We start from the raw sequence: 14,472 nt of genomic DNA, 5'->3' as shown, positions 1-14,472 counted from the left end.
TTTTTCTAATCTATTGCGTGTATCTTTGCAAAGTTACATGAAAAATTAGATATGCTTATTACAATATTATTAGGCCTTATCGGCGGACCGGAATTGGCAGTGATTATAATAGCCCTTTTATTGCTTTTTGGAGGTAAAAAAATACCTGAACTGATGCGTGGTTTGGGTCAGGGCGTAAAGGCGTTTAAAGACGGACAGTTTGAAGAGCCAACAAAAGAACAGCACTCCGCTGATAAGTCAGGCAACAATTGAAAATTGGCACTGCAGGATATCCATTCGAGCTTAAATCAGGTGTTGCACTGCGGAAAAAACACCCGATTGTGGGGAAGATAATAAATTCCATTGCATCAAAAAATAGGCGTTAGAAATTTGGCATTATTCATGCAGGGTGTACTGCCATGAAACCTGACAAAAAAATTCAGATCGGTATCGTTTGGGCAAACCCCTATAATAAAAACCTTGGCGTAGCAGCCTTAGCTTATGCTTCATTGGCGCTCTTGTCCGATATGGCCGAAGCACACGGCATTCAGGCTGATTTCTCCTTTTTTGGCAGCGAACGTTCTGGCTTTGACCAAATAACCATTGGCAACAAATCCATTCGCTTTAGAAATATTCCTGGACTTGACTTTTACGATCTCAAATGGCGTTTAAAGCTATGGCTTTTTCCCAAAAAACATCGGTTAGCGGATATCCGATCGATCGATTATGTTTTTGATATTGCTGAAGGCGATAGTTTTACGGATATTTACGGAGAGAAACGCTTTAAAAAAATAAGAAATAGCAAGATCTATTTCGGTAAAAGGGTGAAAAAGCAGGTACTACTCCCCCAAACGATCGGTCCCTTTAAGGATCCAAAAAATGAGCAGTCGGCTTTTAAAGCAATGCGATATGCCCATTTGGTTATTAGTCGAGACAAACAAAGCTACACCTATACGGCTAATCAGTTACCCGCCAATAGGCTTGCTGAAAGCATAGACGTAGCTTTTTATATGCCCTACACCAAAAAATCATTTGATGAAAGCCGTACACATATCGGTATTAATGTCTCCGGACTTCTTTGGAATGGTGGTTATACGCGTAATAATCAATTTGGTATGCAAACCAACTACACGAAGTTGATTGTTGATACATTAAACTATTTTAGCCAACAGAAGGATGTCCAGATACATCTCGTACCACATGTAATACCTGAATATCAGGCGGTCGAAGATGATTATGAAGCGGCTTTAGTTATTCAAAAGCAATTTCCACAAGTACAGATAGCTCCCCGATTTAAAACGCCTATCGAAGCAAAAAGTTACATAAGCGGTCTAGACTTTTTTACCGGTGCGCGTATGCACGCTTGTATTGCTGCTTTCTCTACCGGAGTGCCCGTATATCCTATGGCATATAGTCGTAAATTTAATGGCTTATTTGCCGATACACTTCAGTATCCATGGCTTGGCGATTGTGTAAATACCAATGAAGAGAACGTCTTACGTGGGTTGGAAGATGCTTATAATCGGCGACAAGAACTTAAAGACAAGATTGCCTATTGCAATGAAACGATTGTTCAACCACGCTTAACTGCACTTAAAGAATTACTGTACACCACCATTATACATTGATATGGCGACAAAATCTTGGACTATTCAGCAATTAGACCAATATGGGCTTTGTCTGGGCTGTGGACTTTGCGAGAGTATTTGTGGACATGAGCAAGTAAGCATGCAGCTTGGAAACGATGGCTTCTTCCATCCAAAGGTAAAGCAGCAGGTCGATCATCAAAAAGAAGCCATTATCAGCCGTATCTGCCCAGGGCTTAATGTAGTCAATGATCTAACCTTTACGAAGGAGGAACGTATTTGGGGTAAAATGCAAGCGCTTTATGCAGGGTACGCTTCCGACACTGAAACCCGCACCAAAGGCTCATCTGGGGGAGTCATCAGTGCTATTGCTATCCATGCGCTGGAAACTAAAGCAGTTGATGCCGTACTGCAAGTTGGAGGAGACCGCAATGATTATGAACGAAACGCGCTGCGTATTTCCAAAACACGTGCCGATGTACTACAATGTGCATCATCAAGGTATGCACCCGCCTTAATTTTTTCCAAAATTTTAGAAATCTTAGCCTCCAATGAAGATACCTATTGTTTTATTGGGAAACCTTGCGATATCTCCGCACTCAAAAACTTCTTAAAAGAGTACCCCCAATATAACCATCGTTTCCAACTAAAGGTAGCCATCTTATGCGCGGGTATGCCTTCTTTTAAAGGCACTCGGGCTATTGTAGAAAATTTTGAAGCAGTACCTCCTGTAACCGATCTTGCCTATCGCGGAAACGGCTGGCCTGGGTATTTCTCCTTTATCGACAGCAGAAAAAAACAATATCAGCTAAGTTATAACGACTCTTGGGGAAAAACACTGAATCAGCATCTACATTTCCGTTGTAAACTCTGCCCGGAAGGGATAGGTATTCAGGCAGACATTGCCGTTGGCGATGCTTGGGAAACCTCGGATGGTTATCCCGATTTTACCGAAAGAGAAGGGCAAAGCTTAGTTATCGTTCGCACGAAAGAAGGAGCCGCCTTTATCCAACAAGCACAAAAACAAAATAGCTTATCTCTTCAAACGCTAGATCCAGAAAAAATAAAGCTTATGCAACCATACCAATATAATCGGAGGTTAAGAGCTGCATCCAGAAAGCTTGCCTTTTTTGTCGGAAGCGGTAAGCAACTAAACTTTAAAAAGTTACAACTTTTCCAAACATTTCTATCCGCAGACAAATGGCTACTCTTAAAGGATTTTAGAGGTACCTTACGCCGGGTGAGGGCTAAAATGAGCTGTAAGGTGTAAGAGGTATAAGGATTAATCACGATCATCCAGATAATCTGAAGCCAAGCTAGCGATATAAGCGTTATCACTGTGTTGCAGTTTTCTTATTTCGGTCAATGTTTCTTTGTTCTTTATACGGAACTTACGAAATAAACGGAATGCCACTGCTAAAGCAGCACCATTGAGGTCTTTCAACTGCGCAGTTAACACCCGTACCGCAGACGGGTATAAGGCATTAGCTTGCATTAGTTTTTCTAAAATGAGTAATCGTAAACTGTAGGTAGATCCTTGAAATTGTTGCAACAGTTCCAGCTGTATCGTATCTGAATTTAAGCTCCTATTCGGTAAAACCCGCAGGACTCTTTCACCCAAGGTATAATCACGATCAGACACCATCCCAACAAGCTGCTGCTCAAGCGCGCCTGTCAGGCTATCCAAACCATCAAGGTTATTTAATAACCAAAAATGATCACTCCTATCCGGACTTTCCAGCATATCGTGTGCCATAGCCGCGGTTAACACCTGTTTGGTCAGACGCTGTACTTCTTGTTGGGTAGATCCATAAACTAATTTCCATAATACATAGGTGGTATATACCGCCCCTTTGACCACATAGGGTAAAACGCTTGTTGCCGTAGGAGCAGTTATGCCGTCTAATTTTTCCGTTTTACGCGCGGCAGTTGGTGTTAAATCAAGGTAATTAAAATTCCCTAAAGGAGATAGTGAATCCGCCAATAGTTTATGGAGCTGATGGTATTCATTCGCCGTAAACGGAACGTGTTCTGTCTTACTTAAAAATTCACCTGATGGAAGCTCGAATCCTAAGTATCTTCCCGTAATATTCCAATATAATTGAAGATTTAGAGGTCTGCATTGACCGTTGAAACATGCTTCCTGTAAAATTTTACGGTAATAAGCAATAGGTTCTCCTTTAGCATTCACTACCTGAAAAAGCGTATCCTTGCCTAGTGCATGATTTTCTCCGGTATCAATCAACACCCGGTGTACTACAGCCGGATGTTGCGGCAGTGTAGGCACCCCGAAATAAGCTAAGCGCTCTTGGCTCCATAGTTTTGAAGGACAAGCCAGTCCGAATATCCCTAAACAAACCATTAATCTAAGCATACGCTTTTCCTTTACGCTTTAGGGACGATAGCTCCATGTTCTTCCAACAGGGCTCTTACGTCTGACATTGGTACTTCGGCAGGACTTGTACCCTGTTTATTTGCCAGAACCGCCGCCGCGGCAGCAGCCTGTCCCATACCCATACAAGAAGCTTGTACACGAAGGGCAGAATTGGCCAATCGATCACTACTCAAGCATCGACCGGCAACCAAAAAATTACGGCTATCTTTAGGAATTAGCGCTCTTAAGGGAACCGTGGCCACCTTTCCTTGCTCCAGATGCTTCGGCGCTACGCCATTAGCATCGTGCAAATCAATGGGATAATACGAATAAGATACCGCATCGTCAAATACCTTTCCGCTCACATAATCTTCACGGGATATTCGGTATAGGCCATCGATACGATAAGTTTCACGAACGGCCGTTTCGTTTTGCATATCCAGCACCTTTAGTTTTTCCAGTCCCGGCAATGTACGTAAGAATCGAACAGTACGTAATAAAGAAGCTCGTCCGGTAATATTAGCCAAGCTATGCGTTTCGGATGTCGTAGCATCTGCCCCGGCAATATGTTGCACATTATCTCCAGCGCTATGCAAAAGTGATTCAACGTTAAGAAATTCCCCTTTCACCAATTCGCCTTGCGCTACGGCTTCGTTAAACTTAGCCTTGATCATCGCCATATCCAGATGAGCATAGTCGTAATCTCCAATTTTAAATTGCAGCGTACCCGGTTGCGTTTCCGCTTCCCGCAACAATTTGAAACCAGCTAACGAAGCAGCATAGGCATTCCCCGTACAGTCGATCAACTGATTACACTGGATATGCGTTTGAGTTCCCTTCCCCACCGTCACTACCTTCCACCCATTCTTTGTAGCTTCAATATGGGTCGGCGTTTCGTAAAACCGTAGTTGCACTCCAGCCTGCACACATTTCTCTTCGGCAAGCAGCGCGTATATCGCAGGATTTACCCGCACCTGATGCCGCCAATGCTGCCGACCATGAGGTACGGAAAAATCGGGTAAGGTGCCGTCAGCTAAGGTAACGGCATCTTGTACCAACTCCCAACCAATGCCACCAATCACCTGTTTTCCCCAAGCAAAGAAAATACCTGGGAAGTTAACACCTCCCGTTGTTGTCGTACCCCCAAGCATACTTCCATTTTCTACCAAAGTTGTCTTTCGGCCCGCACGGCCCGCTTGGATAGCAGCAATGACTCCTGCCGTACCACCTCCTATGACCAATATATCGGTTTCCAGCTGACGCTCTTTTCGTTCATAAGGCTGAGCAAATACTTCTCCCCGTAATAATCGGGGAGAAGCAATACCTAGAGAAACAGCGCCAAGCTTTGCTAATGCAGATCTACGTTTCATATGTAACTAATTTGTTTTCTCAATACCCTGGGTTTTGGTCTACTTTCGGATCCAGGGCCTTATTGTAATTCATCTCTGAAACCGGAATTGGCCAAAGCAAATGCTTTTCAGCTACCGTCTTTCCCTTCCCATAGGAAATCAACTCATCCACTTTACCCGTCCGTTTCAGCTCTAACCAACGTTTACCTTCATAAACAAACTCATATCCCCGCTCCTGTATAATGCGATCAATAAAAGTTTCCGCTGTATAATCGGCTAATTTTAAATCAATATCGGAAGGTATTTTAGGATCAAGACCATAAGCACGACGATGCACTTGATTTAATGCTTCCATAGCCTCCGTTGTAACCGCATGCTGTATCCTACAATTAGCCTCGGCGTAGAGCAATAATACCTCGGCATAACGATAAATCGGTTGATCGTTGCCAGCACCTGTTTGGCTGATGGCTTTTTGATCGACGTATTTTGAACTAACTAAGGTATTTGGCCCCAAGCCAAAATCAATTTTATCCCATAACTGTTTGCGAATATCAGCCTCATCTTGATTGATATAATTGGGGTTAGTCGCATAACCGTGCACCGCATAAGCTCCGTCAAAGCTAAACAACTTCGTACTTGGATGATTTGATATCCATAAGATATAATTTCCCTGATCAGGTAATCTAGCATATTTAAAGGAGAAAATTTCTTCCGACGTGGTTTGGATATCCGGCCCATACAATTGCTGTTGAAAATCTTCCTTATTGGCAATTTTAACCAAAGAAAAATTGCCTGTAGCCATCACTTCGGATGCCTTCGCCTCTGCTTGCTCATATTGGCCCAATTGCAAATAAACGTCGCCCAATAATGTCTTCGCAGCCCATACCGTTGGCCGACCGCCATCTGCCTGAGTAGTTGGCAAATTACTTTCTGCTTCCAATAAATCCGCTAGGATAAACTGATACACGTCTTCAACAGAACTTTTTGGAAGGTTAGGTTCCAGCATATTATTTTCATTCCGCAGAGGCACCCCGCCCCAATTCCGAACGAGTTGAAAATAACAAAAAGCCCTTAAAAACTTTGCCTCGGCAACGAAGCGATTAACATCTTCCACACTAATGCTTGTACCTAAGGGTGCCTTTTGAATAACCAGATTGGCATTCCGGATACTTCGGTAAAACACATCCCAAAAACCAGATACGCGCGTTACATTGGCATCATTTAATCCCTGATATTGACTCAAAGGATCCCAACTACCTCTTCCATATAACCAATCCGATTGGCATTCCAGTGTCGCGATATAATTGGGAAACATAGTAATACGCAATGGCGTATAGATCGCATTTACAGCCGTTTCTACTTCTTCCGCCGTATTATAAAAATCTTCGGCATTGACCGCCTGTGGGTTCTCTTCCAGTTCCTTTTGACAGGAAACCAAGATGAAAGAGAAAACAAGCAGGATTAAGCTATATTGTAAGAGTGGTTTATTGATATGATTCATGACCATAAATTTCGTTAAGTAATGCATATGATTGCCCTGTTAAAAATTAAAACCCTGCTCGTAAACCAAAAGTAAATGACTTGGCTAATGGGTAGCTGTTTTGGTCCAATTGGAAATTGGTTTCAGGATCCCACCAAGAATACTTCGTTCCCGTCCATAGATTTTGACCACTCACATAAACTTGAAGGTTCTGTAACCAAGATAAACCAAAGCGTTGTATGGGTAAGCGATAGCTCAGCATGATATTCTTTAAACGGATATATGACCCGTCTTCTACGAAACGGTCCGATGCCCGTACGGATACGCTTTTACTGATTTTAGGATATTTAGCATCCGTATTTTCAGGAGACCAATGATCATTAAGCACTTCCTTAGGCATATTTAGACCGAAACCATAATCCATGGTATTTGAAATAGAACTGGCATTAAAAATATCGTTCCCATAAGAGCCTTGAAAGAATAAATTCAACTCAAAATCCTTGTATTGCATGATGGAATTAAATCCGAAAATAAATTTGGGATTGGCATTACCGATATAGGTCTTATCCGCAGCAGATATGGTTCCGTCACCATTCAAATCTTTATAGCGAATATTTCCCGTATCATCATAACCATCTTCCACATACCCCCAAAATTGACCTACCGGACGTCCTTCCCTTAATATCCCTGTCGCATCATTAACGACTAGCATATTAATATTATCCCGCAGCAGATCATCTCCTTCGCTCAGTTTAACTACTTTATTCCGATTAAAGGAGATATTCGTATTGATATCCCAATTAAATGGTCCATTGAGTACCTTAGCATCTAATCCCAATTCAAATCCCCGGTTCTGTATTTTTCCAATATTCTGCGTCGTACTGGTGTATCCCATGGAAGATGGTAGCAACACCCGACTAAGCAGATCGCGCGTATTTTTGACATAATAATCAGCAGAAAATGATAAGCGGTTATTCAAAAATCCTACATCTAAACCTACATCAAATTGCTCGGTAGTTTCCCATTTTAAGGGTGCTGGGAGTTCTGTTGACGGAGAAAAGGTGCCCGCATAATCATCGTTAAATATGGTTTTGCCTGGTTCTAGCAAATTCAACGTCGTATAGGGATCAATAGCCTGGCTACCCGTTAATCCCCAACTCGTGCGCAGCTTCAAGTCAGACATAAAGCTAATATCCTTCAAAAAAGGCTCGTTGAAGGCTCGCCAAGCAAAAGCTGCCGAAGGAAAATAACCCCATTTGTCCCCATCGCTATAGCGAGATGATCCATCTCTCCGCAGGCTAGCGGTGAATAGATACTTATCGTTATACGTATAATTTACTCGCCCTAAAAAAGAAACCAATGCCGACTTTGCATACCCAGAACTCGGTATTCCTGGAACATCTGCTGCCGATAAGTTTCCAGTATAAAAATCATCACTCAAAAATCCGGTGCCACTGGCCGAAACAAACGTTGTTTTGAAGTCTTGATACGTAAATCCCAAGACCGCATTAAGCTGGTGTACCTCATGAAACGTCTTACTATAGTTTAGTGTATTTTCATTTAATAAGCTGGTAAACTGAGTGGTTTTAATACTGGCAGAACCTATAGAATTGTAGAATTTAGTCGTGGTATATTCATCTTGGCGATCATCCCGATTTTCGATTCCTCCCGCTACTTTTAGAAATAAATCGGGTGTAATATCATAAATAATTGAAGCGTTCAGCAAAGCTACATTTGCTTTGGTAACGTTCGACTGTTCATTGATGTAATTGATAGGATTGCGCAGATCTGTCGCCATAAACGGATAACTGGTATGCAAAACCCGGTACGTTCCATCATCATTATAGGGAGTCAAAATAGGTGGCGATGAAATAGCGGCAGACATCAAGGAATTCCCCCGATTCCCTCCTTCACTGTCCTTACGATAGGTACCCAATTTAGATAGTGTTCCAGACAATTCTGCACGGAACTTATCGCTAATTTTATGGTTAATGCGTGTTTGAACAGAATAACGTTTATAATCACTGCCTTCGATAATACCATCTTGTGAAAAAATACTACCGCCAAAAGAAAATACGGTCTTCTCATTTCCGCCACTAATATTCAGAGCGGTATTGGATAGGGGAGCTGTTTTAAAAACAAAGTCCTGCCAGTCAAAGCCTTCTCCAAAAGTATTGATCTGCTCATCCGTAAAGTATGGATTAACCCCATCGTTTTTGGCTTGCTCATTATAAAACAGGGCATACTCTCGTGCATTCATCAAATCTAGCTTCCTAACCAATCGTTGTGTAGAAAAACTGGTTTCAAAATCCACCTTGGTTTTACCTGCTTTACCCGATTTAGTCGTAATCAATACTACACCATTTGCTCCTCTGGATCCGTAGATAGCCGTTGCAGAAGCGTCTTTCAGAATTTCTACACTTTCAATTTCTGAATTATTAACTTGGGTTGGACTTCCTTGGATGGGAAAACCATCAATCACATACAAGGGCTCATTGCTTCCCTGAATGGAATTCCCACCTCGAATCCGCACACTCATGCTTGGTCCAGGAGCTCCTGAGGCCTGTCTAATTTGTACCCCTGGAGCTCTTCCTGAAAGTGATTGTAAAACATTCGCATTAGGAAAAGCATTAATTTCTTTGGCTTTCACCTGCGCAACGGAACCGGTGAGATCACTCTTCCTCACCGTGCCGTAACCAATCACCACCACTTCGTCAATTTCTTGGATATTCTCTGTTAACACAACATTAAGCGTTGGCCCAGTTCCTACCGTCTGTTCTTGTACCGTATAGCCTAGCAGACTAAATACCAAGATTTCTCCGGTTGCCGCTTGAATTGTATAACGGCCATTTGCGTCCGTTGCTGTACCGCGATTCGTCCCCTTTACGCGGATAGAAACACCGGTAATCGGCCCGTTTTTATCGCTTACCTGACCACTAATCGACTGTTGTTGGGAAATTAAGGGATTTGCTGGGACTGTAATTTTAGATAACACAATCACCTGATTCCTCCTCAATTCATATTTCAATGGTTTATCCTTCAGTAAAACCGCTAATACTTCCTGCAACTGTTGGTTGTGGAAATCAAAGGAAATGCGTTCCTGATCATTCAATAATTGGTTACCGTAAAATACCGTTAGCCCTGTCTGCTTTTTTAAGAGGCTAAATGCGTCTGCCAGCGTGATGTTGGTTCCCTTCATCGTAACTGCCTGCCGCATGGTTTCCTGTCCTCCAGCAGCGCTACGAAAAATAAAGAAAAGCAAAAGGAGTCCTAGCACCTGTTTCATTTTTTGTTGCATCATACTTTTTGTTCAATGGTTTAAATTAAGCCGTGGTTATCCTCAATTCAGTCTTCTTTTCAAAAAATTAATGAAAGACTATTTATCGTTGGTTTATTATAATACACCCAAGGGTAGTAAATGGGTGAACGGCTTTGACTTTTTTTTCGATTAACTAAAAAGCAATTTCACGATGTAAGCATTTGATAGCTGTGTTGAAGGCTTTGTCTATTGAAAATTTTACCGCCTTAGAATGGCTAATTTTACCCGTAAAGGGAATACACTTTTTCACGTGCGAAAAATGGAGGCATTTTTTTTAAAAACGTCTAACAAAAATAGACAAATGGCCTAAGTCTTTTGATCAAAACGTCTAGACAATTTTCCAAAATCTATTCGATCATTTTTAAAAACGTCTAGATCATTTTTTAAAAACACCTTGATGTATTTTTTTTAAATTAATATTTTTTTTTATATCGTTATGATTAATATTAGTTTTCTACATAAGAAACCTTGATGATCGGTAATGATAGCATGGGTAACCACAAAAAAACGAACAAGCGCGCGGGTATTATTTCAGGTATAGTACGTTTCCTGCAAATTGGTATTGAATACCTGTTGAAGCGGATAAATCGGTTAAAAAATTGCTTATATTATCTTTTTCCATAAGACCGGTAATACGTTGGCGAGCAAGTAATGTGCGATCAAAAGTTACGGAATAACCATACCAATGGGTGATCACCTCGGCTAAATCAACGAGTGACGCATCATGGAAATAATAGATTCCTTCCATCCAGGCTAAGGTTTCAGCGACATCAAATGGAACGGTCTTGAAACCTGTTGATGGATGATAGTTTGCAGCATAACCTGGTTTAAGTTGTATATGTTGGTCGTTTCCAGCAATCACGCGTACACTTCCATCCACTAAAGCGGTTTGTGTAGCCTGTTCTGGATAAGCTTTCAAATTAAAACGGGTGCCTAATACCTGCACCTGGTTCGAAGCAGTTTCCACAATAAATGGATTTTTGGGATCAGTGCGTACTTCAAAGTATCCCTCACCCTCTAAATAAACTTTCCTGTTTTCTCCATTAAAACGCGAGGGAAATCGAAGTTTAGATGCGGCATTGAGCCATACCTTTGAACCGTCGGGTAGAACAATCCGATACGTTTCTTTTATGGGTATACTTAAGGTGCTCATAACAATCGTTGAGTCGCTAGCAACCGTCGAAATTTCATTGGCCGCTGTCTGAAATTGAACACCATTTAATTGAACAGTAGCTGATGTAGCATTTAAATTTACCGATTGCCCATCGTCGCTGATCAGCTGTATCGCTGTTGGTGTCGAAGCTAAGGGGGCAATCGTCATGGTATTCGTCTCTTTCTCCGCTGTATAGTTAAGCTGCTGCCAAATAAAATATACACCAAAAACCGTTATAAAAAGGGCTGCTATAGCCGCATAGCTTCGAAAAGAAATTCTTTTTTTTGATCGCGGTAGGTCAAGTTGTTGTTTTACTTCCGCTAAATCTGCAACCGGTTCTATACGATTCATAAATCCTGTCAATCCCAATTGCTGGCTCTCTTGTTCTAGCTTTTGCCAAAATTGTTGTGCTTCTTCATCTGTAGACAATAAAGTAGCTAATTGTTCCTCATCTACGGTTGAGATGACTCCCGCAGCCTTTTCAATATACCATTGCTTTATCTTTTCCCGATCGAATGCCATATAAGATACTACACACCTAATGCCCTTTCGGGTTAAGCTTCTTGTTTATTTTTTAATCGTTCGCGTAGATTTTTCAAGCCCAATTTAAGGTGCGTCTTTAATGAATTTATACTGATACCCATCTCTTGGGCAACATCACGGTAGCGTTTATCCTGAATATAGACCATTGTCAATGCTTCTCGACGCTGCATGGGCAAATCATGAAGTGCCTGCTCCAATAAATAGTATAAATTTTCTACAACCTCTCGATCTTCCTCTTCTGCAGCTATCGTTTCTGCTCGTACACGTTCAGCCAATTTTTGTTCATTTTCCCATTTGCGCAGCCGATTTAGGCACTTGTGTTTAATTGCTTGATATAAATAACCTTTGATATCTCCCTCAAGATGATGATACATCCCTTTCTCCCAAAATGCTACAAAAAATTGTTGAACCAATTCCTTGGCCTCTTCCTCTTCCGCTAAATAGAAATAGGCATGCACACAAAGCATTTTGTAATATTTTAAAAACAGCGCATCATAAGCTGCGGCTTTTCCTTGCTTTAATTGTGCGAGCAACTGGGCATCTAATGATTGGTTCATAAAATATTGTAATCCCCTGGTTAGTATAAAGGCAAACGGGGGCAAAGTAGTAACAAAAACGGACAATTACAATTTGCCTACACCAATACAGTACAGGATGGTTGTTGTCAAAACCATTGCTACATTTAACTACGCACCGATTATACAATATGCAATACCTTAATGACCTATCAGACGATGAACTGTTCGTACTGCTAAAAGAAGGCAGTGCTCCCGCTTTTGAGATGCTGTATCGCCGGTATTGGAAAGAAATGCTTGTTGTTGCCTCTTATAGAGTACCCCGAATAGCGGATGCGGAAGAGATCGTTCAGGATATTTTTGTCAGTCTGTGGGATCGGCGGCGGGATCTAAGCATCCAATGCAGCATCAGAACCTACCTCGCCTCGGCCATCAAATACCAAGTGATCAAACTCATTGATAAAGAAAACCATAAGCGTCAATACCTGTCGTCCTTAAAAAACCATCCTGCTATGGATGATTCTACCAACGAAAAAATCGCTTTTAGCGAATTACAGTCGCAATTGGCCGCTTATGTGAGCGAACTCCCTGAAAAATGCCGTTTGGTTTATCAACTTAAAAAAGAACAGGGGCTCTCCCAGAAACAGATTGCCATACACCTTCATATTGCAGAAAAAACCGTTGAAGCCCATCTGTTAAAGGCCATGAAAGTACTTCGCAGCAAACTGGCTCATCTCATTAGCCTGATTCTTTTCTTGCTCTTGCGGTAATTGCACAACAGGCAGAATATATTGTTGTACCTCTTCAGTGCGAATTTGCCACATAATCGGATATAACCATAAAATTATTTTTTTTCTGCACTAAGGGATTCCTATCCTCGAACGGACTATAGTGCAAAACCAAGCATGAATTTTTCTTAAGCTGAGGAGAACCATTATATGCACTATTCAAAACGACAACGAGAGCTAGCCAGAAAGTGGCTCAACGGAACCATAACGGATGCCGAAAAAAAGGAATTTTCGGACTGGTATAACGCACAAGAGCATCATTCGGCGGATATTCCGCCCCATCTTGCCCGTAGCGAGGAAGAGCATGAGCAGAAGCTTTTGTCCAACATCAGACAAAGAACGAAAAAAAACACGCCTGTCCGCATGCGTTTCATGAACATGACCGCAGCAGCCTGTTTGTTGCTGGCCATAGGCTTCAGCTGTTTCTTTTTACTTCATTCAAAAAATAACCCTCCGGTAAAATCCTTAGCAGGCAAATCCAACACCCATGATCTGCTCCCTGGAAAAGACCAGGCTTTACTGATCTTGCCCTCCGGGAAAGAAATTGCCTTGAACCCTTCCAATAAACAGCATTTTTCGGTTAACGAAGGCATCGAAACGACGTTAGATGACGACGGACAAGTCACTTTTACCCTATCCGATTTACCTGAAAGCACGAAAGGCACGGGCAAACACACGGTACAGACACCCGCTGGCGGACAATATAAGGTGGTGCTTCCGGATGGCACCAAGGTATGGTTAAATGCAGCTTCAAGCCTCAGCTTTTTCCCTAATGCCCAACAAGAACGTCAGGTATACTTAAAAGGAGAAGCTTTTTTTGAGGTGAGCAGAAAAAAACCAGGCACTCCATTTATCGTACAGACCGAACAGCAGGAAATCCAGGTACTGGGCACGCAATTTAATGTCAATGCCTACGCCAACGAACCGGTTGAAAAAACAACGTTGGTAAGCGGCCGAGTACGGGTCAACGAAAAATCTCATGGAAACGGAAAAGAGCTTCAACCCGGTGAACAAGCTATTTTAAACAGCGCAGCCCAACAGGAAATGAAGACGATCCGCGTTAATCTGGAAGAATTCACCGCCTGGAAAGATGGTTATTTCTATTTCCATAACTCCGATCTCGATGGTATAATGCGGCAACTGGCCCGTTGGTATAACATAGAAATCCGCTATAAACGAGCAGACATCCAAGATAAATTCACCGGAAAAATACCCCGTTCGGTCAAACTATCAGCCGTTTTAAATGCCTTACGAACAACCGGTGTAACTACCCGATTGGAAGGGAATGTATTAATGGTGGAGTAGAGCTATCGGCGGTAAGCTATAGGGTATAAGCTGTAGGCAGACAAACGAATAACCAATAACGAATAACCAATAACGAATAAC

At 41.9% G+C, this 14,472-nt stretch carries 11 protein-coding genes; 5 read left to right on the top strand and 6 right to left on the bottom strand.

Annotation, left to right across the window (positions count from 1 at the left end; all coding sequences use genetic code 11):
• The first annotated feature begins 51 nt into the window (after positions 1-51).
• The 3 genes from ABD930_RS01950 to ABD930_RS01940 all read left to right on the top strand — a co-directional run bounded on the left by ABD930_RS01950 (position 52) and on the right by ABD930_RS01940 (position 2,835).
• Complete coding sequence (locus ABD930_RS01950) at positions 52-252, top strand: Sec-independent protein translocase subunit TatA/TatB (protein WP_345230001.1); 201 nt, start codon at positions 52-54, stop codon at positions 250-252.
• Between the two features lie 146 nt (positions 253-398).
• Positions 399-1,607, top strand: coding sequence for a polysaccharide pyruvyl transferase family protein (locus ABD930_RS01945; protein WP_345230000.1), 1,209 nt, complete (start codon positions 399-401; stop codon positions 1,605-1,607).
• Between the two features lies 1 nt (position 1,608).
• Positions 1,609-2,835, top strand: a complete 1,227-nt coding sequence (locus tag ABD930_RS01940) for a Coenzyme F420 hydrogenase/dehydrogenase, beta subunit C-terminal domain (protein ID WP_345229999.1) — start codon at positions 1,609-1,611, stop codon at positions 2,833-2,835.
• Between the two features lie 12 nt (positions 2,836-2,847).
• Here the strand turns inward: ABD930_RS01940 and ABD930_RS01935 are convergent, their stop codons facing one another.
• The 6 genes from ABD930_RS01935 to ABD930_RS01910 all read right to left on the bottom strand — a co-directional run bounded on the left by ABD930_RS01935 (position 2,848) and on the right by ABD930_RS01910 (position 12,340).
• Positions 2,848-3,939, bottom strand: coding sequence for a hypothetical protein (locus ABD930_RS01935; protein WP_345229998.1), 1,092 nt, complete (start codon positions 3,937-3,939; stop codon positions 2,848-2,850).
• 11 nt (positions 3,940-3,950) lie between these two features.
• Positions 3,951-5,309: an FAD-dependent oxidoreductase gene (locus ABD930_RS01930; RefSeq protein WP_345229997.1), complete on the bottom strand. Its 1,359-nt coding sequence runs from the start codon at positions 5,307-5,309 to the stop codon at positions 3,951-3,953.
• A 19-nt stretch (positions 5,310-5,328) separates the two neighbouring features.
• A complete protein-coding gene (locus tag ABD930_RS01925; RefSeq protein ID WP_345229996.1) occupies positions 5,329-6,816 on the bottom strand; it encodes a RagB/SusD family nutrient uptake outer membrane protein in 1,488 nt (495 codons plus the stop codon).
• 19 nt (positions 6,817-6,835) lie between these two features.
• Complete coding sequence (locus ABD930_RS01920) at positions 6,836-10,069, bottom strand: TonB-dependent receptor (protein WP_345229995.1); 3,234 nt, start codon at positions 10,067-10,069, stop codon at positions 6,836-6,838.
• Between the two features lie 544 nt (positions 10,070-10,613).
• Positions 10,614-11,762, bottom strand: a complete 1,149-nt coding sequence (locus tag ABD930_RS01915; protein WP_345229994.1) for a FecR family protein — start codon at positions 11,760-11,762, stop codon at positions 10,614-10,616.
• A 32-nt stretch (positions 11,763-11,794) separates the two neighbouring features.
• Positions 11,795-12,340: an RNA polymerase sigma factor gene (locus ABD930_RS01910; RefSeq protein ID WP_345229993.1), complete on the bottom strand. Its 546-nt coding sequence runs from the start codon at positions 12,338-12,340 to the stop codon at positions 11,795-11,797.
• A 149-nt stretch (positions 12,341-12,489) separates the two neighbouring features.
• On the opposite strand from ABD930_RS01910, the gene ABD930_RS01905 reads away from it, so the two are divergent.
• The gene (locus ABD930_RS01905) at positions 12,490-13,068 is read left to right on the top strand and encodes an RNA polymerase sigma-70 factor (protein WP_345229992.1); all 579 of its coding nucleotides are present in this window, start codon (positions 12,490-12,492) and stop codon (positions 13,066-13,068) included.
• Positions 13,069-13,236: 168 nt separating this feature from the next.
• A complete protein-coding gene (locus ABD930_RS01900) occupies positions 13,237-14,391 on the top strand; it encodes a FecR family protein (RefSeq protein WP_345229991.1) in 1,155 nt (384 codons plus the stop codon).
• Positions 14,392-14,472: the final 81 nt, after the last annotated feature.

Origin of the sequence: Olivibacter ginsenosidimutans, from assembly GCF_039542865.1 — a bacterium.
GTDB classification, from domain to species: Bacteria; Bacteroidota; Bacteroidia; order Sphingobacteriales; family Sphingobacteriaceae; genus Olivibacter; species Olivibacter ginsenosidimutans.
The sequence above is the reverse complement of the archived record's forward strand: the minus strand, read 5'-3'. Positions and strand labels throughout refer to the sequence as shown.

Bases quoted from the DNA above. Each gene is read 5' to 3' on its own strand.
- ABD930_RS01935 (WP_345229998.1), bottom strand. From the start codon at position 3,939: ATGCTTAGATTAATGGTTTGTTTAGGGATATTCGGACTGGCTTGTCCT.
- ABD930_RS01900 (WP_345229991.1), top strand. From the start codon at position 13,237: ATGCACTATTCAAAACGACAACGAGAGCTAGCCAGAAAGTGGCTCAAC.
- ABD930_RS01940 (WP_345229999.1), top strand. From the start codon at position 1,609: ATGGCGACAAAATCTTGGACTATTCAGCAATTAGACCAATATGGGCTT.
- ABD930_RS01925 (WP_345229996.1), bottom strand. From the start codon at position 6,816: ATGCATTACTTAACGAAATTTATGGTCATGAATCATATCAATAAACCA.
- ABD930_RS01920 (WP_345229995.1), bottom strand. From the start codon at position 10,069: ATGATGCAACAAAAAATGAAACAGGTGCTAGGACTCCTTTTGCTTTTC.
- ABD930_RS01950 (WP_345230001.1), top strand. From the start codon at position 52: ATGCTTATTACAATATTATTAGGCCTTATCGGCGGACCGGAATTGGCA.
- ABD930_RS01905 (WP_345229992.1), top strand. From the start codon at position 12,490: ATGCAATACCTTAATGACCTATCAGACGATGAACTGTTCGTACTGCTA.
- ABD930_RS01910 (WP_345229993.1), bottom strand. From the start codon at position 12,340: ATGAACCAATCATTAGATGCCCAGTTGCTCGCACAATTAAAGCAAGGA.
- ABD930_RS01945 (WP_345230000.1), top strand. From the start codon at position 399: ATGAAACCTGACAAAAAAATTCAGATCGGTATCGTTTGGGCAAACCCC.
- ABD930_RS01915 (WP_345229994.1), bottom strand. From the start codon at position 11,762: ATGGCATTCGATCGGGAAAAGATAAAGCAATGGTATATTGAAAAGGCT.
- ABD930_RS01930 (WP_345229997.1), bottom strand. From the start codon at position 5,309: ATGAAACGTAGATCTGCATTAGCAAAGCTTGGCGCTGTTTCTCTAGGT.